The organism is Pseudomonas sp. Q12-87 (assembly GCF_001269755.1).
GTDB lineage: Bacteria > Pseudomonadota > Gammaproteobacteria > Pseudomonadales > Pseudomonadaceae > Aquipseudomonas > Aquipseudomonas fluorescens_S.
Genome location: NZ_LHVI01000034.1, coordinates 112986 through 134179, shown reverse-complemented (window position 1 = coordinate 134179; position 21194 = coordinate 112986). Strand labels below are relative to the sequence as shown.

22 protein-coding genes are annotated in these 21194 nt (G+C 60.7%); 10 read left to right on the top strand and 12 right to left on the bottom strand.

All coding sequences use genetic code 11. The annotated features are described in order from the left end of the window. Positions 1–90 precede the first annotated feature (90 nt). Complete coding sequence (locus tag AD663_RS25070) at positions 91–468, top strand: NUDIX domain-containing protein (RefSeq protein WP_003186372.1); 378 nt, start codon at positions 91–93, stop codon at positions 466–468. 73 nt (positions 469–541) lie between these two features. Here the strand turns inward: AD663_RS25070 and AD663_RS25065 are convergent, their stop codons facing one another. Together AD663_RS25065 and AD663_RS25060 are read right to left on the bottom strand one after the other, a co-directional pair. Further along, positions 542–730 (bottom strand): hypothetical protein, encoded by a 189-nt coding sequence (locus tag AD663_RS25065; protein ID WP_003186370.1) that lies wholly within the window; start codon positions 728–730, stop codon positions 542–544. A 68-nt stretch (positions 731–798) separates the two neighbouring features. Then, positions 799–1386 carry a TIGR00730 family Rossman fold protein gene (locus tag AD663_RS25060; protein WP_003186369.1) on the bottom strand — a complete coding sequence of 196 codons (588 nt, stop codon included), beginning with the start codon at positions 1384–1386 and terminating at the stop codon, positions 799–801. Positions 1387–1727: 341 nt separating this feature from the next. Between AD663_RS25060 and azu the strand changes: the two genes are divergently transcribed. Continuing rightward, positions 1728–2174 carry an azurin gene (gene azu / locus AD663_RS25055; RefSeq protein ID WP_003186366.1) on the top strand — a complete coding sequence of 149 codons (447 nt, stop codon included), beginning with the start codon at positions 1728–1730 and terminating at the stop codon, positions 2172–2174. A 170-nt stretch (positions 2175–2344) separates the two neighbouring features. Here azu and nadE read toward each other — a convergent pair whose 3' ends face one another. The 3 genes from nadE to AD663_RS25040 form a co-directional block, all read right to left on the bottom strand. Next, on the bottom strand, positions 2345–3172 hold the full coding sequence (gene nadE, locus AD663_RS25050) for an ammonia-dependent NAD(+) synthetase (RefSeq protein ID WP_003186365.1): 828 nt from the start codon (positions 3170–3172) through the stop codon (positions 2345–2347). A gap of 4 nt (positions 3173–3176) precedes the next feature. Further along, entirely contained in the window at positions 3177–4403 is a 1227-nt protein-coding gene (gene pncB / locus AD663_RS25045; RefSeq protein WP_003186363.1) for a nicotinate phosphoribosyltransferase, read from the bottom strand. 234 nt (positions 4404–4637) lie between these two features. After that, on the bottom strand, positions 4638–5543 hold the full coding sequence (locus AD663_RS25040; protein WP_003186362.1) for a LysR family transcriptional regulator: 906 nt from the start codon (positions 5541–5543) through the stop codon (positions 4638–4640). Positions 5544–5718: 175 nt separating this feature from the next. On the opposite strand from AD663_RS25040, the gene AD663_RS25035 reads away from it, so the two are divergent. The 8 genes from AD663_RS25035 (at position 5719) to AD663_RS25000 (ending at position 15708) form a co-directional block, all read left to right on the top strand. Further along, on the top strand, positions 5719–7209 hold the full coding sequence (locus AD663_RS25035) for an aldehyde dehydrogenase family protein (RefSeq protein WP_003186360.1): 1491 nt from the start codon (positions 5719–5721) through the stop codon (positions 7207–7209). A gap of 157 nt (positions 7210–7366) precedes the next feature. Next, positions 7367–8650 carry an FAD-binding oxidoreductase gene (locus tag AD663_RS25030; RefSeq protein ID WP_003186358.1) on the top strand — a complete coding sequence of 428 codons (1284 nt, stop codon included), beginning with the start codon at positions 7367–7369 and terminating at the stop codon, positions 8648–8650. A gap of 370 nt (positions 8651–9020) precedes the next feature. Further along, the gene (locus AD663_RS25025) at positions 9021–10154 is read left to right on the top strand and encodes a branched-chain amino acid ABC transporter substrate-binding protein (RefSeq protein WP_003186356.1); all 1134 of its coding nucleotides are present in this window, start codon (positions 9021–9023) and stop codon (positions 10152–10154) included. A 222-nt stretch (positions 10155–10376) separates the two neighbouring features. Further along, entirely contained in the window at positions 10377–11291 is a 915-nt protein-coding gene (locus AD663_RS25020; protein WP_003186354.1) for a branched-chain amino acid ABC transporter permease, read from the top strand. Positions 11292–11294: 3 nt separating this feature from the next. Beyond that, positions 11295–12578, top strand: a complete 1284-nt coding sequence (gene livM, locus AD663_RS25015) for a high-affinity branched-chain amino acid ABC transporter permease LivM (protein WP_003186352.1) — start codon at positions 11295–11297, stop codon at positions 12576–12578. Further along, a complete protein-coding gene (locus AD663_RS25010; protein ID WP_003186350.1) occupies positions 12575–13447 on the top strand; it encodes an ABC transporter ATP-binding protein in 873 nt (290 codons plus the stop codon). Before livM ends, AD663_RS25010 begins: the two co-directional genes overlap by 4 nt. Further along, the gene (locus AD663_RS25005) at positions 13444–14160 is read left to right on the top strand and encodes an ABC transporter ATP-binding protein (RefSeq protein ID WP_003186348.1); all 717 of its coding nucleotides are present in this window, start codon (positions 13444–13446) and stop codon (positions 14158–14160) included. The genes AD663_RS25010 and AD663_RS25005 overlap by 4 nt, the downstream gene beginning before the upstream one ends. A 783-nt stretch (positions 14161–14943) precedes the next feature. Then, positions 14944–15708, top strand: a complete 765-nt coding sequence (locus AD663_RS25000) for an SDR family oxidoreductase (protein ID WP_003186346.1) — start codon at positions 14944–14946, stop codon at positions 15706–15708. A 54-nt stretch (positions 15709–15762) separates the two neighbouring features. Here AD663_RS25000 and AD663_RS24995 read toward each other — a convergent pair whose 3' ends face one another. From AD663_RS24995 to AD663_RS24965, 7 genes are all read right to left on the bottom strand, one after another. Then, on the bottom strand, positions 15763–16938 hold the full coding sequence (locus AD663_RS24995) for an AGE family epimerase/isomerase (RefSeq protein WP_003186344.1): 1176 nt from the start codon (positions 16936–16938) through the stop codon (positions 15763–15765). A 173-nt stretch (positions 16939–17111) separates the two neighbouring features. Further along, positions 17112–17684, bottom strand: a complete 573-nt coding sequence (locus AD663_RS24990) for a HupE/UreJ family protein (protein ID WP_003186341.1) — start codon at positions 17682–17684, stop codon at positions 17112–17114. 32 nt (positions 17685–17716) lie between these two features. Then, positions 17717–18331: an urease accessory protein UreG gene (gene ureG / locus AD663_RS24985; RefSeq protein ID WP_003186339.1), complete on the bottom strand. Its 615-nt coding sequence runs from the start codon at positions 18329–18331 to the stop codon at positions 17717–17719. 9 nt (positions 18332–18340) lie between these two features. Next, positions 18341–19015, bottom strand: a complete 675-nt coding sequence (locus tag AD663_RS24980; protein ID WP_003186338.1) for an urease accessory protein UreF — start codon at positions 19013–19015, stop codon at positions 18341–18343. Then, on the bottom strand, positions 19012–19512 hold the full coding sequence (gene ureE / locus AD663_RS24975) for an urease accessory protein UreE (RefSeq protein WP_003186336.1): 501 nt from the start codon (positions 19510–19512) through the stop codon (positions 19012–19014). Before ureE ends, AD663_RS24980 begins: the two co-directional genes overlap by 4 nt. Positions 19513–19721: 209 nt before the next feature. Then, on the bottom strand, positions 19722–20354 hold the full coding sequence (locus AD663_RS24970) for a TetR family transcriptional regulator (protein WP_003186334.1): 633 nt from the start codon (positions 20352–20354) through the stop codon (positions 19722–19724). Between the two features lie 155 nt (positions 20355–20509). After that, positions 20510–20977 (bottom strand): hypothetical protein, encoded by a 468-nt coding sequence (locus AD663_RS24965; protein WP_053214723.1) that lies wholly within the window; start codon positions 20975–20977, stop codon positions 20510–20512. Between the last annotated feature and the right edge of the window lie 217 nt (positions 20978–21194).

Below are 21194 nucleotides of genomic sequence, written 5' to 3'. Positions count from 1 at the left end.
TGACATTCAACATTGATGTCGACTGAACCACCGCTTTCGCGAGCAAGCCCGCTCCCACAGGGTATGCATTGAATTGACGAGGAAGGTTTCATGTTCCCGGTTTCCATCAAAGGCGTGCTGCAATCCCCCGAAGGCCTGGTCGTGCTGATGCTCAACGAGCGGGACGAATGGGAACTGCCCGGTGGGCGGATCGAGCTGGGCGAAACGGCGCCGCAATGCCTGGCACGGGAAATTGCCGAAGAGCTGGCGGTTGAAGTGAGCGTGGGAGAGCCGCTGGATTCATATCTGTTTGAGGTCATTCCCGGCAAACACGTCTTCATCTCCACGTACCGCTGCCAGTTGCTGGGCGGTTTCGTGCCGACGGTCAGTCATGAACACAAGGAAATCGGGCTGTTCGAGCCGGGCCGGTTGCCGGCAAATCTGCCAGTGGGTTATCGCGAGTCGATTATCAAGGCGCTGGAGTTGTGAGGGCCGGCAGCGGGGCTGCCGGCCCTGGACACAAAACCGGGGGGCCGGATCGGATCATCAGGCCCTGGGGGTATCAGGCGTCGGGTGCCTGATCTTTCGTGGTATCGACATCGTCTTCTGCGGCCACTTCGCCCTCGGTATCCGGGGTCAGTGTTGCTTCTTCTTCAGCAGTGGCTTTCTTGCGCTGAAGTTTTTCCTCTTTCTTCTGCTCCTTGGCCAAGTCTCTCTGACGTTTGGCGAAGGAATAATTGGGTTTGGCCATGGGCGATCCTCTGGGGTCGAAGGTGAGGTTGAGCGGCGCGTATTCTGCCCTGTATCGGGGTCGAGCCGTTAGCTGGGTTTTTGTTCGGCCCACTTTGGCTGCACCGACGGTTGCCATTCGTCCAGCGCATCGAGCAGGTTATGCGGTGATTCACTCACTTGCAGCATGTCACGATGCGGCGCGCGGACGAAGCCTTCGCCGACGATATGATCGAGAAAACCGGTGAGTTTGCTGTAGAAGCCGTTCACCTCCAGCAGCCCCAGCGGCTTGCCGTGATAGCCGAGCTGGCCCCAGGTCCAGACTTCGAACAGCTCTTCCAGGGTGCCGAGGCCGCCGGGCAGGGCGATGAAGGCATCGCTCAGTTCGGCCATGCGCGCCTTGCGGGCATGCATGCCGTCCACCACTTCCAGGCGTGTCAGGCCGCTGTGGCCGATTTCCTTGTCTTTCAAGCTTTGCGGGATGATGCCAATGACCTCGCCGCCGGCCGCCAGGGCCGCGTCGGCAACGATGCCCATCAGGCCCACCGCACCACCGCCATAGACCAAGGTCAGCTCTCGCTCCGCCAACGCTCGCCCCAAGGCTTGCGCCGCTTCACGATAGGCTGGATGGGTGCCGGTGCTGGCGCCGCAAAATACACAAACAGACGCAATGGACATGCTTTACTCCGTGATCAGTAACCTCTCCAGAGTAAAGCCTGGCCCGGGTTGCGCAAAGCACTTAAGCCTCGCGCCGGGGTTTTTCATAGGTGCCGCTGGCGCCACAGGCGTAGGCGGCGAGCAGACTGCATAAGAGGCTGTTGAGGTTCATGACGGGCGCTCCAGAGAGGTGATGGGGCCGATCATAGAGAAGGGTCATACGTCTGGCTGGTTGATTGTGTCCATCAGGCTGATAGCCTTAAGTTGTATACAACTTTTGATTCAGGTCATAGGAACTTGTCTCAAATTCAGGCAGTCTTCCCCTTTAAGGAATTTTGTTAACCATGCCTTGGAGATTCACGATGTTCGCCAAACTTGTTGCAGTATCCCTGTTGACGCTGGCCAGCAGCCAACTGATGGCAGCGGAGTGCAAGACCACCATCGACTCGACCGATCAGATGTCCTTCAACACCAAGGCCATCGAAATCGACAAGAGCTGCAAGACATTCACCGTTGAGCTGACCCATTCGGGCAGCCTGCCAAAAAACGTCATGGGCCATAACTGGGTGCTGAGCAAAGAGACAGACATGCAGCCAATCGCCACCGATGGCCTGGGCGCCGGTATCGACAAGAACTACCTGAAAGAGGGTGACGCGCGCATCATCGCCCATACCAAAGTCATCGGTGCCGGCGAGACGGACTCGGTGACCTTCGATGTGTCGAAACTTGATGCCACGGAAAAATACGGTTTCTTCTGCTCGTTCCCAGGCCACATCTCGATGATGAAAGGCACCGTGACCCTGAAGTAATCGCTTGTTGCGTAAAAAAAGCGCCCTCGTGCAGGGCGTTTTTTTGTCTCGTAAATGGCTAAATCCTGTGGAGCGGGCTTGCTCGCGAAGAGGGTCTGCCAGTCGACATTGATGTTGACTGTGCCGACGTTTTCGCGAGCAAGCCCGCTCCCACAGGGTGAGCAATCCAATCAGGGGGCGTAAGGCATTACTCGCTTGTGCTCGGTCTTGCGATAGGTCTCGCAGATGATCCGGGCGGCTTCTTCGCGGATCGGCTGGCCATGCAGGAAGGCATCGATCTCACCGTAGGTCACGCCATGGGCGGCCTCGTCGGGTTTGCCGGGGGACAGGTCTTCGAGGTCGGCGGTGGGAACCTTTTCCACCAGCGATTCCGGCGCGCCGAAGTCCCGGGCGATGGCCCTGACCTGGTTCTTCACCAGACCGCTGAGCGGGGCCAGGTCGCAGGCGCCGTCACCGAACTTGGTGAAGAATCCCATGACCGCCTCGGCCGCGTGGTCGGTGCCGATCACCAGGCCCTGCTCGGCTCCGGCGATGGTGTACTGCGCCACCATACGCATGCGCGCCTTGGTATTGCCCAATACGAAATCCCGCGAGCCCGGTGTCTTGCCCTCGAAGGCCAGGACTTCCTTGGCCAGTGCCTTGACCGCCGGGCCGATGTTGACGGTGTGGCGCTCGTCCGGCTCGATGAAGTCCACGCAGGCTTGTGCTTCGTGCTCGTCGAACTGGGTTTCATACGGCAGGCGAACGGCTACGAACTTGTAGGCCGCGTTGCCGGTTTTTTCCCGTAGTTCGCGCACGGCACGTTGGGCCAGCAGCCCGGCGGTCAACGAGTCGACGCCACCGCTGATGCCCAGCACCAGGGATTTGAGGCCGGAATTGACCAGGCAATCCTGGATAAAGCTCACGCGCCGGGCGACTTCGGCCTTGAGGGCGGCGTCATCGGCGAACGGTGGCTGGACCTTGAGCTGTTCAGCAATCTCACGCTGTACGGCTTGCATGAATTCACTCCTTGCTTGATGTGTCTGAAAGGGTGGCAGGTACTTGGAAAACATGTCGCATGTAGGCGACGAAGTTCGGATCCTTGCAGTGGGTCTTGCCGGGCTCGTCTGAAATCTTGGCCACGGGTTGCCCGTCACAGCTGATCATTTTAAGCACGATGCTCATTGGCTCTACACCCGGTATGTCACAGGTCAGGTTGGTGCCGATACCGAAGCTGACATTAATGCGACCGCGCAATGCCCGAAAAATCTCCAGGCATTTAGGCAATGTCAGACTGTCGGAGAACACCAGGGTCTTGCTCATCGGGTCGATGCCGAGCTTGTGGTAGTGGGCGATGGCTTTTTCGGCCCAGAGCACCGGGTCGCCGGAGTCATGGCGCAAACCGTCGAAGAGCTTGGCGAAGAACAGGTCGAAGTCCTTCAGGAAGGCGTCCATGGTGATGCAATCGGTCAGGGCGATCCCCAGCAGGCCCCGGTATTCACGCACCCAGCAATCGAGGGCGGCGATCTGGCTATCGATCAGTCGTGGCCCCAGTTGCTGGTGAGCCATGATCCACTCGTGGGCCATGGTGCCCAGGGGCTTCATGTCCAGTTCCCGGGACAGGTGCACGTTGCTGGTGCCGACAAAACGCCCGGGGAAATCGTGCTTGAGCACGTTCACCACTTCTTCCTGGACTCGGTAGGAAAACCGACGGCGGGTGCCGAAGTCCGCTACCTGCAGTTCGGATAATTCGTCGGCGCTGGCGTTGGCGCTCAGCCAGTCGAACTTGCGATACAACTGTTCCCGTGCCTGTTCCAGGACAATTTCGCGGTAGCGATAGCGATTGCGCACTTCGCTGACGATGGCCAGCAGCGGTACTTCGAACAGAATCACGTGTAGCCAGGGCCCACGCAGGCGGATGAACAGCTCGCCGTTGTCGATGCCGGTGTGGACGTAGCGCAGGTTGAAGCGAAACAGGCCCAGGAAACGCAGGAAGTCCGGCTTCATAAAGCTGATGCGCTCAAGGAAACTTAATTGGTCGGCGCTCAGGTTCAGCTCGGCCAGGCGTTCGATCTGAAAGCGGATCTCCGCCAGGTACGGGCGCAGGTCTTCACTGTTGCGGCAACGAAATTCCCACTCGACTTCAACGTTGGGATAGTTGTGCAGCACCGCCTGCATCATCGTCAGTTTGTAGAAGTCGGTGTCGAGCAGGTTCTGCACGATACGATCGGCAAATACACTCTCGCTCATGGCGGGAATCTCCAGGCAGGCCGCTGTGCTGGGCAGCGGCGTACAGCGGTTTGGGGTGAAGGGGTTAGTGGCGCATAACCTGGGTGGGTATTGCCAGTGATTTTTTAACGTCCGAAGGCCGTTGTGGCGAGGGAGCTTGCTCCCGCTGGGTCGCGCTGCGGCCCCAGGTACTTGAGCGGTTGCTGCGCAACCGAGCGGGAGCAAGCTCCCTCGCCACAGGGTGGGCAGTTGCTATTACAGCGTATCCGGGTTCTCGACCTGCTCTAGCATCCATTCCACGAACAGCCGGACCTTGGGCACTTCCGCCGAATGTTCCGGGTAGGCCAGGTAATAGGCGCTGGTGCTGGGCATCGCATGGGCCCAGGGAATGATGAGCTTGCCGTCGGCCAGTTCTTCTTCCACCAGGAAGCGCGGGAGCAAGGCAACGCCGCAGCCGACCTGGGCGGCTCGGATGCACATATAGAACGTTTCGAAGCGCGGCCCGTGGTAGCTGTGTTCGGTGTGGTAGCCCTGGCTGTCGAACCAGTCGTGCCAGGCCTGGGGACGCGATGCGTTTTGCAGCAGCACCAGTTCGGCCAGTTGGGTCGGGTCGGTGAAGGGGTGTTCCGGCAGGCTGCCGGGTGCGCAGACCGGCACCAGCTCTTCGCCGAACAGCTTCAGGGATTCGGTGCCGGGCCGTGAGCCGTGGCCGAAGTAAAACGCCAGGTCGCTGCGCCCCTGCACCAAGTCATCGGCCTCTTGCTCACTGCACAGATCCAGGTGAATCGTGGGGTGGCGCAAACGCCACCCCTTCAAGCGTGGGACCAGCCAGCGGGCGCCGAACGTCGGAGGTGTGGAAACGCGCAGGACTTCGGTGTCGCCGCCGTAGGAACGCAGGTAATGGGTAGACATCTCCACCTGGGAAAGAATTTTTCGCACTTCCCCCAAGTACAAATCCCCGGCCGGTGTCAGTTGCAAGCGTCGACGTACGCGCCGGAACAATAAGTGCTGCAGCAGTTCCTCCAATTGCGCGACCTGCTTGCTGACGGCACTCTGGGTCAGGTTCAGCTCTTCGGCGGCACGGGTGAAGCTCAGGTGGCGGGTCACCGCTTCGAAGCATTGCAGCGCCGTGATCGACGGCAAATAGCGTTTATTGAGCATGATGAGGCCTTATTTCTTGTGGCGCTGCTTATCCGGTCATGGCCAGCATGAATAAACGGAATGATATCTCGCTTAAAGGTCGTTTGTTGGCAAGTCTCAGGCCAGCTACAACTACAGGTCTGCTCAGCCGACATTTGCGGCTGCCACTACTTGTCTTACGTTTGAGGAAAATTCCATGGTTGCTGCATTGCTTGATCGTCTGGGCGTCGACTCGACCCTGTACCAGAACGGCACACAACCGGTGCATTCGCCCATCGATGGCAGCCGTATCGGCGCCGTGAATTGGGAAGGCGCGGCTGAAGTGGAACAGCAGGTCAGTCGTGCCGAGCATGCGTTCGACCTGTGGCGCCAAGTGCCTGCCCCGCGTCGCGGTGAGCTGGTGCGTCAATTTGGCGACCTGTTGCGCGAATACAAGGCCGACCTCGGTGAGTTGGTGTCATGGGAGGCGGGCAAGATCACCCAGGAAGGCCTGGGTGAAGTGCAAGAGATGATCGATATCTGCGACTTCGCCGTGGGCTTGTCCCGTCAGCTGTACGGCCTGACCATCGCCTCCGAGCGCCCCGGCCATCACATGCGTGAATCCTGGCATCCGCTGGGTGTGGTCGGGGTGATCAGCGCCTTCAACTTCCCCGTGGCGGTCTGGGCCTGGAACACCACGCTGGCCTTGGTGTGCGGTAACTCGGTGATCTGGAAACCGTCGGAAAAGACCCCGCTCACCGCCCTGGCGTGCCAGGCGCTGTTCGACCGTGTGCTGAAGAATTTCAGCGATGCGCCGCCGTACCTGACGCAAGTGATCATTGGCGGTCGCGACGCCGGCGAGGCGCTGGTGGACGATCCCCGCGTGGCCTTGATCAGCGCCACCGGCAGCACCCGCATGGGCCGTGAGGTGGCGCCAAAAGTCGCCGCGCGTTTCGCCCGCAGCATCCTGGAACTGGGCGGCAACAACGCCATGATCCTTGCGCCAAGCGCGGATCTGGACATGGCCGTGCGCGCCATCCTGTTCAGCGCCGTCGGCACTGCCGGCCAGCGTTGCACCACCCTGCGCCGCCTGATCGCCCATGAATCGGTGAAAGAAGAGATCGTCACCCGCCTCAAGGCCGCCTATTCGAAAGTGCGCATCGGCCATCCGCTGGAAGGCAATCTGGTCGGGCCACTGATCGACAAACACAGCTTCGACAACATGCAGGACGCGCTGGAGCAGGCCTTGAGTGAAGGTGGCCGGGTATTCGGCGGCAAGCGCCAGCTCGAAGACCAATTCCCGAATGCCTATTACGTCTCGCCAGCCATCGTCGAGATGCCCGAGCAGAGCGACGTCGTGCGCCACGAGACCTTCGCGCCGATTCTCTACGTGGTTGGCTACAAGGACTTCAGCGAAGCCCTGCACCTGAACAACTCGGTGCCCCAAGGCCTGTCGTCCTGCATCTTTACCACGGACGTGCGCGAGGCCGAGCAGTTCATGTCGGCGGTGGGCAGCGACTGTGGCATCGCCAACGTCAACATTGGCCCGAGCGGGGCGGAAATCGGCGGTGCGTTTGGCGGTGAGAAAGAAACCGGCGGCGGTCGCGAATCCGGCTCCGACGCATGGCGCGGCTACATGCGTCGCCAGACCAACACCGTGAACTACTCGCTGGAATTGCCGTTGGCGCAAGGCATCACCTTTGATTAAGGCTTGAGCCAAGCGGCGACCCCCCTGTGGGAGCGGGCTTGCTCGCGAAAACGGTATATCAGGCGACAACAATGTTGATTGACCGTCCGCTTTCGCGAGCAAGCCCGCTCCCACAATTGAATGTGTAGTGGTTGGGTTTCATTTCCGGAGTCTGGCAATGCCGTTACGCGAAGAATGTCTGTGGGAAAAACTGACGCCACAAAGGCCTGAAAACAGCTCGCTCAGCGCAGAAATCACGGTAGATGTCTGCGTCATCGGCGCAGGTTTCACCGGGCTGTCGGCGGCGGTGCACTTGTTGGAACAAGGCAAGCGCGTTGCAGTATTGGAAGCCCATCGGGCCGGGCATGGTGGGTCGGGACGCAACGTCGGCCTGGTCAACGCCGGCCTGTGGATCCCGCCGGATGACATCGAGGCGGGGTTCGGTGAGGCGGTGGGCAGCCAGCTCAATCGCATGCTGGGCGCCGCGCCGGCCTTGGTGTTCAGCCTCGTCGACAAATACAACATCGATTGCCAGTTGCGCCGCGAAGGCACCTTGCACATGGCCCATAACGCCCGTGGCGAGGCGGACCTGCGCAGTCGCGAAGCGCAATGGAAACGCCGCGGCGCCCCGGTGGAATTGCTCACCGGCCAGGCCTGCTTCGACGCCACTGGCACCCCAAAGATTGCCGCAGCGTTGCTTGACCGACGCGCCGGCACCCTCAATCCGATGGCCTACACCAGCGGACTGGCGAAGGCTGCCAAGGACTTGGGCGGCCAGCTTTTCGATCACTCGCCTGTGACGCGCCTGGAACGCCAGGGCCAGCGCTGGTCGGTCCAGACCGCCCACGGGTCGGTGCTGGCCGAGCAGGTGGTGATTGCCTCCAACGCCTATACCGAGGGCGACTGGACCGAGCTGCGGCGCAACTTTTTCCCTGGCTATTACTATCAGGTCGCCTCCGTCCCGCTGACGGACGAAGCAGCTCAACGGATTTTGCCCGGCGGGCAGGGTTCATGGGACACCCGCCAGGTGTTGAGCAGCATCCGCCGTGACAAGGACGGCCGCCTGCTGCTGGGCAGCCTTGGCAACGGCAACCGCAAGCCGGGCTGGTTCCTCAAGGCTTGGGCGGACCGTGTGCAGCAACACTATTTCCCCTACCTCAAGGCGGTGGAATGGGAGTGCACCTGGACAGGGTGCATTGCCTTCACACCCGATCACCTGATGCGCCTGTTCGAACCTGCCCCCGGGCTGGTGGCCGTGACCGGCTACAACGGCCGGGGCGTGACCACCGGTACCGTGGTGGGCAAGGCCTTCGCCGATTACCTGTGCCATGGTGATGCCAAGGCGCTGCCGATTCCCTTCGCCCCCATGCAGCCATTGGCCGCAGCGGGTGTGCGCAGTTGCCTGTACGAGGCGGGCTTCTCGCTGTATCACGCGGGCCAGTGCCTGCGCATCGTCATTTGAGTGTTGAAAAATGTTGCCGGAAGCCGCGTTTTCCCGCTTAGCGTCTAGCCTGTTATGGTGCGGGTTGTAGCAGTCGCGCACCGCTAGTGTGCAGTTCGGTGACGCAGGTTGTTACAGAGTGGTTGCACGCCGTTTCGTCGGATGGTTGCAATGATGGCTCATGGAGGGTTTCACCCATTCGAATAAAAGGTTGCACCTCGCGCGGTTTAGACGGTTGCACGCCCTATGAAAAAGGGCCCGAAACAGTCGAAATAACAATAAAGCAGCGACTTTTTTCAGAATGAAAAACCGATGGCACGGCCCTTGCTCTCAGCTTCTCAGTGAAATGAAGTCGCAGTGCCAACTAAAAAAAACCTTGGAGCACCACCTCATGTCCCAGACGTTTTACAAGAAAGGTTTCCTGGCCCTCGCAGTGGCAGCTGCGCTGGGTGTTTCTGCGTTTGCCCAGGCCGACATCAAGATCGGCGTGGCGGGTCCCATGACAGGCGCCAACGCAGCATTTGGCGAGCAGTACATGAAGGGTGCACAGGCCGCGGCAGACGAAATCAATGCCAAGGGCGGCGTGAACGGGGAAAAAATCCTGCTGGTCAAGGGCGATGACGCCTGCGAACCGAAACAGGCCGTTACGGTAGCCAAGGACCTGACCAACCAGAAAGTGGCCGGCGTTGTCGGTCACTTCTGCTCCTCGTCGACCATCCCGGCCTCCGAGATCTACGACGAAGCCGGCATCATCGCGATCACGCCGGGTTCTACCAACCCACAGGTTACCGAGCGCGGCTTGAGCGCCATGTTTCGTATGTGCGGTCGTGACGACCAGCAAGGCATCGTCGCCGGTGACTACATCGTCGACGTGCTCAAAGGTAAGAAAGTCGTCGTGCTGCACGACAAGGATACCTACGGCCAGGGCCTGGCGGATGCCACCAAGGCCCAGCTCGTCAAGCGTGGCGTGACGCCTGTGCTGTACGAAGGCCTGACCCGTGGCGAAAAAGACTTCAGCACCATTGTTACCAAGATCCGCGGCGCTGGCGCCGATGTCGTCTACTTTGGCGGCCTGCACCCGGAAGCCGGGCCCCTGGTTCGTCAACTGCGTGAGCAGGGCCTGAAGGACGTCAAGTTCATGTCCGACGACGGCATCGTGACCGACGAATTGGTCACCACCGCTGGCGGCCCGCAATTTGTCGACGGCGTGCTGATGACCTTCGGTGCCGACCCGCGCCTGCTGCCAGACAGCAAGGCCGTAGTGGATGCGTTCCGCGCCAAGGGCACTGAGCCGGAAGGCTACACCCTGTATGCCTACGCGTCGGTGCAAACGTTGGCTGCGGCCTTCAACGGGGCCAAGTCCAACAAAGGCGAAGAAGCCGCTGCCTGGTTGAAGAAAAACCCGGTCAAGACCGTCATGGGCGAGAAAGCCTGGGACAGCAAGGGCGACCTGAAAGTCTCCGACTACGTGGTCTACGAGTGGGACAAGGACGGCAAATACCACCAGTTGGAAAAACAGAAGTAAACGCGATCGGCTAGATCCCCCGATTCCATATGGGAGCGAGCTTGCTCGCGATGGCGGACTGACAGGCGACATCGTTGTTGAATGTCTGTCCGTTATCGCGTCAGGCCAGCTCCATAAGGGGGGTAGTGTTTTGACTGACATTGCTCCGACGTAAATCTGTATTTTCCTTAGAAGAACCGCACACTCACGGGTGTGCAGGTTCTCACTGCGTGAGATTGCGTTATGGATGGTATTTTCCTGCAGCAACTGGTCAACGGCCTGACCCTCGGGTCGGTCTATGGCCTGATCGCCATCGGCTACACAATGGTCTATGGCATCATTGGCATGATCAACTTCGCCCATGGCGAGGTTTACATGATCTCTGCGTACCTCGCGGCGATCAGTCTGGCTCTGCTGGCATACTTCGGTATTGAATCCTTTCCCCTGCTGATGCTTGGCACGCTGGTCTTCACCATCGTCGTTACGGCGGTGTATGGCTGGGTCATCGAGCGTGTCGCCTACAAACCCCTGCGTAACTCCACCCGATTGGCACCGCTGATCAGCGCCATCGGTATTTCGCTGATCCTGCAAAACTATGCACAGATCGCCCAGGGTGCGAAGCAACAAGGTGTTCCGACCTTGCTGACAGGCGCCTGGCGCGTCGAAGTCGGCAGCGGATTCGTGCAACTGACCTACACCAAGGTCTTCATCCTTGTCGCTGCGTTTGTTGGGATGGGCCTGCTGACCTACGTCATCAAGTACACCAAGCTCGGCCGCATGTGCCGCGCGACCCAGCAAGACCGCAAGATGGCCTCGATCCTGGGGATCAACACCGACCGGGTGATTTCCTACGTCTTCATCATTGGTGCAGCGATGGCAGCCCTGGCTGGCGTGCTGATCACCATGAACTACGGCACGTTCGACTTCTATGCCGGCTTCATCATCGGCATCAAGGCATTCACCGCCGCGGTACTCGGCGGGATCGGCTCACTGCCTGGCGCGATGCTTGGCGGGATCATTCTCGGGATCTCCGAGTCGCTGTTCTCGGGCCTGGTCAACTCGGACTACAAAGACGTCTTCAGCTTCTCGCTGCTCGTTCTCGTTCTGGTCTTTCGGCCCCAAGGCCTGCTTGGCCGTCCTCTTGTGTCGAAGGTGTAAGCGATGTCTTCAACCACTAAAAAAACCACTGATATCAAAAGAAGCCTGGTTGACGCGATTCTTGCCGGTCTGGTGGCCCTCATTGTGTTCGGTCCGATTGTCGGCGTGGTCCTGGACGGCTACGGCTTCAACCTGCAACCGACCCGCGTGGCATGGATTGTCGCCATCGTCATGGCCGGTCGCTTTGCCCTGGGCCTGTTCCTGCAAACGCCCAAGGGCCTGAAGATTCTTGATGGCTTCGAAAGCACCGGCTCCGGGGTGCATGTACTGCCACCTGACTACAAAACCCGGTTGCGCTGGATCATCCCCCTGGTGATCGTCATCGCCGTGGTGTTCCCGTTTTTTTCCAATTCGTACCTGCTGGGCGTGGTCATCCTTGGGCTGATCTACGTGCTGCTGGGCCTGGGCTTGAACATCGTGGTCGGCCTGGCCGGCTTGCTCGACCTGGGCTACGTGGCGTTCTACGCCATCGGTGCCTATGGCCTGGCGCTCGGTTATCAATACCTGGGGCTGGGGTTCTGGACGGTGTTGCCCCTGGCGGCTATCACGGCGGGGCTGGCCGGTTGCATCCTCGGTTTCCCGGTGCTGCGCCTGCATGGCGACTACCTGGCGATCGTGACCCTGGGTTTCGGTGAAATCATCCGGCTGATCCTGAATAACTGGCTGAGCCTGACCGGCGGGCCGAACGGTATGCCGGCACCATTGCCTACCTTTTTCGGTCTGGAGTTCGGTAAAAGGGCAAAGGATGGCGGCGTCCCCTTCCATGAGTTTTTCGGCATCGCCTACAACCCGGACGTGAAGTACTACTTCATCTATGCCGTGTTGTTCCTTGTCGTGCTGGCCGTGCTGTACATCAAGCATCGCTTGACCCGCATGCCGGTCGGCCGCGCCTGGGAAGCCTTGCGCGAAGATGAAATCGCCTGCCGCTCGATGGGCCTGAACCATGTACTGGTCAAGCTCTCGGCGTTCACCATTGGCGCTTCGACGGCCGGCCTGGCCGGCGTGTTCTTCGCCACGTACCAAGGTTTCGTCAACCCGACATCGTTCACCTTCTTCGAGTCGGCCCTGATCCTCGCCATCGTGGTGCTGGGCGGCATGGGCTCGACCATCGGCGTGGTGATAGCGGCCTTCGTGCTGACCGTGGCGCCGGAACTGCTGCGCGGTTTCGCCGAGTACCGTGTATTACTGTTCGGCATACTGATGGTGTTGATGATGATCTGGCGCCCCCGCGGCCTGATTCGCATCAGCCGTACCGGTGTGACGCCGCGTAAAGGAGTCGCGCCATGAGCGAAGTCGTACTCCAGGTTGAAAACCTGATGATGCAATTCGGCGGGATCAAGGCCCTCAGCGACGTCAGCCTGCAGGTCAAGCGCAACTCGATCTTCGCCCTGATCGGCCCCAACGGTGCGGGCAAGACCACGGTGTTCAACTGCCTGACCGGGTTCTACAAGGCCACCGGCGGCAAGATCGAACTCAACGTGCGCGGCGAGCGGACCAACGTCATCAAGCTGTTGGGCGAAGCGTTTCGCCCAACCGACTTCGTGTCGCCGAAATCCTTCGCCAGCCGGCTGTATTACAAGATGTTTGGCGGCACCCACCTGGTGAACCGCGCCGGTTTGGCGCGTACCTTTCAGAACATTCGCCTGTTCAAGGAAATGTCGGTGCTGGAAAACCTGCTGGTGGCCCAGCATATGTGGGTCAACCGCAGCCTGGTGGCGGGCATCCTCAACACCAAGGGCTACCGCAAGGCCGAAAGCGATGCCCTGGACCACGCCTTCTACTGGCTGGAAGTGGTGGACCTGGTGGATTGTGCCAACCGCCTGGCGGGTGAGCTTTCCTACGGCCAGCAACGGCGCCTGGAAATTGCCCGGGCCATGTGCACCCGTCCGCAGATCATCTGCCTCGACGAACCGGCGGCCGGCCTCAACCCTCAGGAAACCGAAGCGCTGAGCGCGATGATCCGGCTGCTACGCGACGAGCATGATCTGACCGTGGTGCTGATCGAACACGACATGGGCATGGTAATGAGCATTTCCGACCACATCGTGGTGCTGGACCACGGCAACGTGATCGCCGAAGGCGGTCCCGAGGCGATTCGCAACGATCCGAAGGTGATCGCGGCCTACCTGGGTGCCGATGAAGAGGAGCTGGTATGAGTGGGCCTATCCTCGAGCTCAAGGCGCTGGACGTGTTCTACGGGCCGATCCAGGCCCTGAAGAAAGTCTCGATGCACATTGACGAAGGCGAGACCGTGAGCCTGATTGGCTCCAACGGTGCCGGCAAGTCCACGCTGCTGATGTCGATCTTCGGCCAGCCGCGCGCAGCGGGCGGGCAGATTCTTTACCAGGGTGTGGACATTACCCACAAATCGTCTCACTACATCGCCTCCAATGGCATTGCGCAGTCGCCGGAAGGACGGCGGGTATTCCCCGACATGACGGTCGAGGAAAACCTGCTGATGGGCACCATTCCCATCGGCGACAAGTTCGCCGGCGAAGACATGCAGCGCATGTTCGATCTGTTTCCCCGGCTCAAGGAGCGGCGCAACCAGCGGGCCATGACCATGTCCGGCGGCGAGCAGCAAATGCTCGCCATCGCCCGGGCATTGATGAGCCGTCCCAAGCTGTTGCTGCTCGATGAGCCGAGCCTGGGCTTGGCGCCGATCGTGGTGAAACAGATCTTCGCTACCCTGCGCGAGTTGGCATCCACCGGGATGACGATCTTCCTGGTGGAACAGAACGCCAACCACGCCCTCAAGTTGTCGGACCGGGCCTATGTGATGGTCAACGGTGAAATCCGCCTGACCGGCACCGGCAAGGAACTGCTCGCCAACGAAGAGGTGCGCAACGCGTATCTGGGCGGGCATTGAGGCGGCTGCAGCAATAAGAAAACCGGCGAGTGATCGCCGGTTTTTTTCTCTCCGGAACACCACTGTCCCTTGGTGGGAGCGAGCTCGCTCTCACCGGGGTTTTGCAGGGGCTCCAGAATTGTGGACAACAATCCCAGCCCTCTGTGAAACCGCGACATAAAGTCGCCGCAAACAGTTGTTTTGTCTCGGTTTTGAGTTGTCCCCGTTTGCTGTGGAACTGGCTGTGGGTAACGTGGGTGTAGCTGGCTGCAAGCCTTTAAATACGTGGCCTCTACGAGGGTGATCAATTTTTGATCAGGCGTTTCAGGTCAAGTGTGAGCGGTGGTTGTCAAGCCCTTGATGAGGTTTATCCAAGGCTGGAAATCCAGGGGCTAAGCCTGTGGATAAGTCTGTGACTAAACTCTGGAAAGACCGCGCTGAGGGCCGTCGTTGCTGGCTTGGCGCCATCGCTCTGTGGGCGTCGGCTTATAGCAGAGGATTTGATCTGCACAAGGTCACTTGCGCGGTCAAGCAAAAAAAATTCCGAAAAACCTCGCAAAGCCTTATACACAGCGGCCTGCGCTGTTTGTACTTGCCCCCGATTACTGTGGACGCGCCTGTGGATAAGGTGCGGGCAACCGGCTGCGAGCCTTGTTCCGCAAGGCCTGGGGCAGATTGGTTGTTTTATGAGCAGTGTTCAGGCGAAAGCCTGCGCCAGGGGCCTTGCCCCTGCCGTACCAGGCCGGGCATGCTGTTGGCCGATTTCCATTAATGGTTGTTTCAAGCTTTAGCAAGGAGAACACGATGTCCAACACCCTGTTTATCACCGGCGCGACGTCCGGTTTTGGTGAAGCCTGCGCCCGTCGTTTTGCCGAGGCTGGTTGGAAGCTGGTGCTGACCGGTCGTCGTGAAGAGCGCCTCAATGCCCTGTGTGCCGAGTTGTCGAAGCAGACCGAGGTCCATGGCCTGGTGTTGGATGTGCGTGATCGCAAGGCCATGGAAGAGGCCATCGCCAATCTGCCGCCGTCCTTCGCCAAGCTGCGAGGGCTGATCAACAATGCCGGCCTGGCCCTGGGCGTCGACCCGGCCCCCAAATGCGACCTCGATGACTGGGACACCATGGTCGATACCAACGTCAAAGGTCTGCTTTACAGCACCCGGCTGCTGCTGCCGCGCCTGATCGCCCATGGTCGTGGGGCCGGGATCATCAATTTGGGCTCCATCGCCGGTAACTACCCGTACCCGGGCAGCCACGTGTACGGCGCGAGCAAGGCATTCGTCAGACAATTCTCGCTGAACCTGCGCTGCGACCTGCAAGGCACCGGTGTGCGGGTCACTAACATCGAGCCAGGCCTGTGCGAGAGTGAGTTCTCCCTGGTGCGTTTCGGCGGCGATCAGGAGCGCTACAACGCGACTTACGCCGGGGCCGAGCCGATCCAGCCACAGGACATCGCCGATACCATCTTCTGGGTGCTCAACACGCCGGCGCACATCAACATCAACAGCCTGGAACTGATGCCGGTGAGCCAGACCTGGGCAGGGTTTGCCATCGAGCGCAACAAGACTTGATGACTGACATCCCGTGGCGAGGGAGCTTGCTCCCGTTCGGCTGCGAAGCAGTCGCTAGCTTTGGGGGCCGCTGCGCGACCCAGCGGGAGCAAGCTCCCTCGCCACATAATCGGCCAGCCCGCGGTAGCAAGTCAGCAGGTGATACGGCGTGGTGGATGGCATGTCCCGACGGCTGACGGTGCCTTCGGCGTCCAGGCATTCGTTCCAGCCTTTGTCGTGCAGGAAATGTTGCTGCAGCGCCTGCAACTGGCGCAGCAAGAGCTGCTCACTCCCTGGGCGCAAGGTCAGCGCCCGCAGGTACTCGGCCTGGGCCCAGATGCGCTGGGTCGCGTCCCGTGGGGCTGCCTGCGGTTCCAGGACCCGCATGGCGCACACCGCGCCGGACTGCGGGGCTACGCCCTGTTGCTCGGTATAACCGAAGCTTCGCTCCAGCGCCGTGTGCAACTTGCCGTTGCGCAGCAGGGGGGAGCTCGCCAGCAGGAAGTACCACTCGAACTGGTGCCCCGGTTCGAACCAGTTATCCACAGCCTTGAGTGGTTTCTCCAGCATGACGCCGCGCTGCGGGTCGATGAAGCGCTGGAACATGCCGTCGCACAGGCTCAACAGCGCCTGGCGGACGTGGGCGTCTTCGCGCACCGAGAGGGTGGCGAGGAAGGCTTCGGCCAGGTGCATCAAAGGGTTCTGCAGCGGGCCGGATCCGAGCGTCGACCAATCGCGCTTGAGGCTGGCTTCATAGAGGCCATCGCCCGTGGCAAAGCGTCGGGCGATGACTTCCAAGGCAGCATTGAGCACCGATTCCACCAGCGGTTCGCGGACCTTCTCCCAATAATGGGCGCAGGCGAACAGGATGAAGGCGTGGGTATAGAGGTCCTTGCCGGTGTCCAGCGGTGCGCCTTGAGGGTCGATGCTGTAGAACCAGCCGCCGTGTTCGGCATCGTGAAAATGCCGCTGTAACGAACGGAACAAAGCGCTGGCCCGCTCTTCGGCCTGAGGCACTTGGCCGATCAGGCTGGCGAAAACGTACAACTGCCGGGCGCAGGCCATGGCGCGGTAGCGCTGGGGCGGCAGTGGCGTATGTCCGGCATCCAGGGACTCATAAGGCAACGCCAGTTCGGTGTTCCAGCCCGGGCCTTGCCACATCGGCACGATCACGTCGTGAAAATGCTGGCGCACCGCTGCGAACAGGGCGGTCAATTCTGGCTGGGGGGCGGGGCGGGAAGCATCAGGCATTGGCGGACGTCGTCACGGCTGGGGGCGATTGCGCGACATGGTAGCAGAGTGGCAGGCCTGGGGAGATGGGGCGGCTGACAGGCCGCCTTCGCGAGCAAGCCCGTTCCCACAGGGATCAATCAAACTGTGGGAGCGGGCTTGCTCGCGAAGGGGTCATTGAAGGCGCTAAAGAATCAACCCGCCAACAACCACACCCCAGCCGCCGCCGAAGCCGCCCCGGCCAACCGCACCAACGGCGCCGCCGCTCGTGGCAGCACACGCACCAGCGCAAAACCGGCACCATGCAGCGCCGCCGTGGCCGCGACAAACCCGGCCGCATAAGCCCACGGACTCGACATGTCCGGCAGTTCCAGGCCATGGGCCACGCCATGGAACAGCGCAAACAATGCCGTCGCGCCAACCGCCAGGCTCAAGGGCGGACGCACCGCCAGCGCCACCGCCAGCCCCAGGGCCAATACCGAGGCGGCGATCCCGCTTTCCAGTGCGGGCAGGTCCAGGCCTTCGAAACCCAGCAAGCCGCCGAGCAACATCGTACCGACGAAGGTGCACGGCAGCGCCCAACGTGCCGCGCCTTGCTGTTGCGCAGCCCACAAGCCGACCGCCAGCATTGCCAGCAAATGATCGAGCCCGCCGATAGGGTGACCGAGGCCGGCGATCAAGCCATTGTCACCATGACCGGGGTGGGCGAAGGCTACAGCCGGGGCCAGCAGCAGGGCGAGCACGCCCAGGATGCGTTTAGATGTCATTGGATAAGCTTCCTTGTTGAAAGTCAGAAAAATCAGGCAGCAGTCAGCAGGCCCTGACGCTCGATGAAGGCGATGATCTCCTCCAGGCCCTGGCCGGTCTTCTGGTTGCTGAATACGAAGGGCTTGCCGTTGCGCATCCGCCGGGTGTCGCTGTCCATTAGTTCCAGGGACGCGCCCACCAGCGGCGCCAGGTCGATCTTGTTGATTACCAGCAGGTCGGATTTGCAGATGCCCGGCCCGCCCTTGCGCGGCAGCTTGTCACCGGCCGAGACGTCGATCACATAGAGGGTCAGGTCCGACAGCTCCGGGCTGAAGGTCGCGGAGAGGTTGTCGCCACCCGACTCCACCAGGATCAGGTCGAGCCCCGGGAAACGCCGGTTCAACTGGTCCACCGCCTCAAGGTTTATGGAGGCGTCTTCGCGAATCGCGGTGTGTGGGCAGCCGCCGGTTTCCACGCCGATGATCCGCTCCGGCGCCAGGGCCTCGTTGCGCACGAGGAAGTCGGCATCTTCGCGGGTGTAGATGTCATTGGTGACCACCGCCAGGTTGTAGCGCTCGCGCAGGGCCAGGCACAGGGCCAGGGTCAGGGCGGTCTTGCCGGAGCCCACCGGGCCCCCAATACCGACGCGCAAAGGTTGTGTATTCATGTGTGTCTCCTAGGAACGGAACAGACGGCTGTACTGGCGCTCATGGGCCATGCACGCCAAGGACAGGCCAAACGCGGCGCTGCCGTGATGATCGGGGTCGATATTCGAGGCGTTGTGCTGGGCCTGTTGCAGCAGCGGCAGCAGTTCGCTGGTCAGGCGCTGGGCGGCTTGCTGGCCCAGGGGCAGGGTTTTCATCAGCACCGCCAATTGATTTTCCAGCCAACTCCATAGCCAGGCGGCGAGGGCATCCTGAGGCGCGATGTGCCAGGCGCGGGCGGCCAGGGCCCAGCCCAGGGCCAAGTGCGGTTCGCTGCGCTCGGTGAGAAATTCCCGTGCGGCGCTGTCGAGTTCCGGCAGGCCAGCGAGTAATTGCTGCAACGAATAGCCCATCTGCCGGCTCTCCTGGTACAGCTCGCGGGTTTCCCTGCTGGCGCGATGTGCTTCGCAATGTTGTAGCAGGGCGTCCCAGTCGTCCGAGGCGGCGGCGCTGCAATGGGCCAATAGCAGGGGCGCTTCGAAGCGTGCCAGGTTCAGCAGGAGTTGATCGCTGATCCAGCGCCGCGCGTCGTCGGGATTTTTCACCTGGCCGTTGTCCACCGCCATTTCCAGCCCTTGGGAATAGCTGTAGCCGCCAATCGGCAACTGCGGGCTGGCCAGGCGCAGCAGCGCCCAGGCCGGGTTCATGTGCGCACGCCGAATTGATGCAGGCGCGGCGCATAGTTGAAAGCTTCCTCGCCGTGCCGGGAATGGTGGTGCCCCCCGCCATAAGCGCCGTGTTCTGGTTGGAACGGGGCTTCGATGGATTCGGCGCGGGCGCCCAGTTGTTCGAGCATGGCCTTGAGCACGTAGTCGTCCAGCAGGCGCAACCAGCCATCGCCCACTTGCAGGGCGACGTGGCGATTGCCCAGGTGATAGGCGGCGCGAGTCAGTTCGAAAGCATTGGTGCAGGTGACATGCAGCAATTGTTCGGGGCGGGCGCAGATACGCACGATGCGACCGTCTTCGGCCTGCAGGCATTCGCCGTCATGCAAGGGGGGTTGGCCTCGCTCCAGAAACAACCCCACGTCTTCACCTTCGGCACTGAAACAGCGCAGGCGGCTTTTGCTGCGGGCGTCGAAGGTCAGGTGCAGCTCGGCGTCCCAGCGGGGTTGAGTGTCGATTCTGCGATGAATCACCAGCATCGGAGTGCTTCCAGCAATAAACGGTGCTGTGTTTAGAGCAAGGGGCTTGCCAATCGAAGGGGATGTAGGAATAGCGGTGGGAATGCTGTGAAAAGTGTTTAGCAGAAGTGAGATGTCGCGTCCCACTTTGGTGCGCGTCACAACGCTGCGCACTGTTTTGTGTCTGTTGAAAAACCTGCGGGAGCAAGCTCGTTCCCACAATGGAAGGGTTATTCCGTGCTACCCAACCCTTGCCAATGCTTGAGGCCAATGAAGATGAAGCGCAATTGCTGGGTAATCTTCATTTGCGGCGTGAGGTGTTCCGGTGGGGCTTGGGCGGGTGGGTCGATAATGTCGGGCAGCGTGGCGAATACGCTCTTGACGATGAGGTCGGCTATCACGCTCAACGCAGCCAGGTCCAGGTGTTGCAGCTTGGGCATCAAGGCCAGGTCGGCGGCCAGGTCGGAGCTGATACCTTCACGCAGCCGGGCGATGGCCTGGCGCACCGGCAAGGAGCCGCCGTATTGCTCGCGGGCCAGGAACAGGAATTGTGAGCGGTTGGCTTGCACCACATCGAGAAAGATGCGCACCGACGCATCGATAATGCCGCCCATGACGAATTCATTGTGGCGCACCAGGCGGATGGTTTCGCGGAAGGTCTGGCCGACTTCGCTGACCAGGGCCAGGCCCAGTTGGTCCATGTCGTCGAAGTGCCGATAGAAACCCGTGGGCACTATGCCCGCCGTCCTGGCGACTTCGCGCAGGCTCAAGCTGCCGAACCCTCGGCCGCATTCCATCAAATGTCGGGCTGCATCCATCAGGGCAATTCGGGTTTGTTGTTTCTGTTCGGCGCGGGGCAGCATCGCAAAGGCTGACTTCTGATTCACGAGAGCGATGCACTTTAGCAAATCGGCTTTGCCGGCGTCGAACGGTAGAAGGGGGTCAGGCGGGGAAACGAAGCGCTTGAAAAGAAAAGCCCGATTGCAGGAATCGGGCTTTTTTCATGGCCACCATGGGCTCAGCTCACTGCGCTGTTGCGTTCGATCACGCGGTCACCACCGTCAGCTGCCAGGGCTTCACCCAGAGGCGTGCGGTCAGAACCACCTTCGGCCAAGGTTTCACCCAGTGGGGTACGGTCGGAGCCACCTTCGGCAAGGGTCTGGCCTTGTGGGGTGCGGTCGGAACCGTCAGCTGCCAGAGTCTGGCCTTGTGGGGTGCGTTCGGAGCCGTCGGCTGCCAGGGTCTGGCCTTGTGGCGTGCGTTCGGTACCGTCGGCTGCCAGGGTCTGGCCTTGTGGCGTGCGGTCGGAACCACCTTCTACCAAGCCTTTTTCTTCCAGCCTGTCACGGCCACCTTCAGCAACAGTCTGGCTGTAGGCAGAATGGCTGTCCTTGACCTGTGGGATCGCTTGTTCGGAAGCTGGCAGGGCGAAGGCAGTAGAGGCCAGCAGTGAAAGGGAAAGGCTCATCAGTAATTGGCGTTTCATGATCGTTGCTCCTTGGGAGGGCGATAAAGTGGGTACGGAGGCAATGCTACTCTCGATAAGTCGATATAAAAGTTCATAAAGACAATGGTAATAATCAACGGAATTGATTGTTCTGAGGGAAGGCTCTAAAACGGGCCTTCTGGCGGTATGGTTTTGCCCTGTGATGGGTATTTTGTACCCACTGCCGCTTCGCAAATGTGCGGGCGCGGTAACAACA

Coding starts and splice junctions, on each gene's coding strand:
- AD663_RS25025 (WP_003186356.1), top strand. CDS start 9,021: ATGTCCCAGACGTTTTACAAGAAAGGTTTCCTGGCCCTCGCAGTGGCA.
- ureE (WP_003186336.1), bottom strand. CDS start 19,512: ATGCTGGTGATTCATCGCAGAATCGACACTCAACCCCGCTGGGACGCC.
- AD663_RS25020 (WP_003186354.1), top strand. CDS start 10,377: ATGGATGGTATTTTCCTGCAGCAACTGGTCAACGGCCTGACCCTCGGG.
- AD663_RS25010 (WP_003186350.1), top strand. CDS start 12,575: ATGAGCGAAGTCGTACTCCAGGTTGAAAACCTGATGATGCAATTCGGC.
- AD663_RS25035 (WP_003186360.1), top strand. CDS start 5,719: ATGGTTGCTGCATTGCTTGATCGTCTGGGCGTCGACTCGACCCTGTAC.
- pncB (WP_003186363.1), bottom strand. CDS start 4,403: ATGAGCGAGAGTGTATTTGCCGATCGTATCGTGCAGAACCTGCTCGAC.
- nadE (WP_003186365.1), bottom strand. CDS start 3,172: ATGCAAGCCGTACAGCGTGAGATTGCTGAACAGCTCAAGGTCCAGCCA.
- ureG (WP_003186339.1), bottom strand. CDS start 18,331: ATGAATACACAACCTTTGCGCGTCGGTATTGGGGGCCCGGTGGGCTCC.
- AD663_RS25065 (WP_003186370.1), bottom strand. CDS start 730: ATGGCCAAACCCAATTATTCCTTCGCCAAACGTCAGAGAGACTTGGCC.
- AD663_RS25000 (WP_003186346.1), top strand. CDS start 14,944: ATGTCCAACACCCTGTTTATCACCGGCGCGACGTCCGGTTTTGGTGAA.
- AD663_RS25005 (WP_003186348.1), top strand. CDS start 13,444: ATGAGTGGGCCTATCCTCGAGCTCAAGGCGCTGGACGTGTTCTACGGG.
- AD663_RS24970 (WP_003186334.1), bottom strand. CDS start 20,354: ATGCTGCCCCGCGCCGAACAGAAACAACAAACCCGAATTGCCCTGATG.
- AD663_RS25040 (WP_003186362.1), bottom strand. CDS start 5,543: ATGCTCAATAAACGCTATTTGCCGTCGATCACGGCGCTGCAATGCTTC.
- AD663_RS25070 (WP_003186372.1), top strand. CDS start 91: ATGTTCCCGGTTTCCATCAAAGGCGTGCTGCAATCCCCCGAAGGCCTG.
- AD663_RS24995 (WP_003186344.1), bottom strand. CDS start 16,938: ATGCCTGATGCTTCCCGCCCCGCCCCCCAGCCAGAATTGACCGCCCTG.
- livM (WP_003186352.1), top strand. CDS start 11,295: ATGTCTTCAACCACTAAAAAAACCACTGATATCAAAAGAAGCCTGGTT.
- AD663_RS25030 (WP_003186358.1), top strand. CDS start 7,367: ATGCCGTTACGCGAAGAATGTCTGTGGGAAAAACTGACGCCACAAAGG.
- AD663_RS24965 (WP_053214723.1), bottom strand. CDS start 20,977: ATGAAACGCCAATTACTGATGAGCCTTTCCCTTTCACTGCTGGCCTCT.
- AD663_RS25060 (WP_003186369.1), bottom strand. CDS start 1,386: ATGTCCATTGCGTCTGTTTGTGTATTTTGCGGCGCCAGCACCGGCACC.
- AD663_RS24980 (WP_003186338.1), bottom strand. CDS start 19,015: ATGAACCCGGCCTGGGCGCTGCTGCGCCTGGCCAGCCCGCAGTTGCCG.
- azu (WP_003186366.1), top strand. CDS start 1,728: ATGTTCGCCAAACTTGTTGCAGTATCCCTGTTGACGCTGGCCAGCAGC.
- AD663_RS24990 (WP_003186341.1), bottom strand. CDS start 17,684: ATGACATCTAAACGCATCCTGGGCGTGCTCGCCCTGCTGCTGGCCCCG.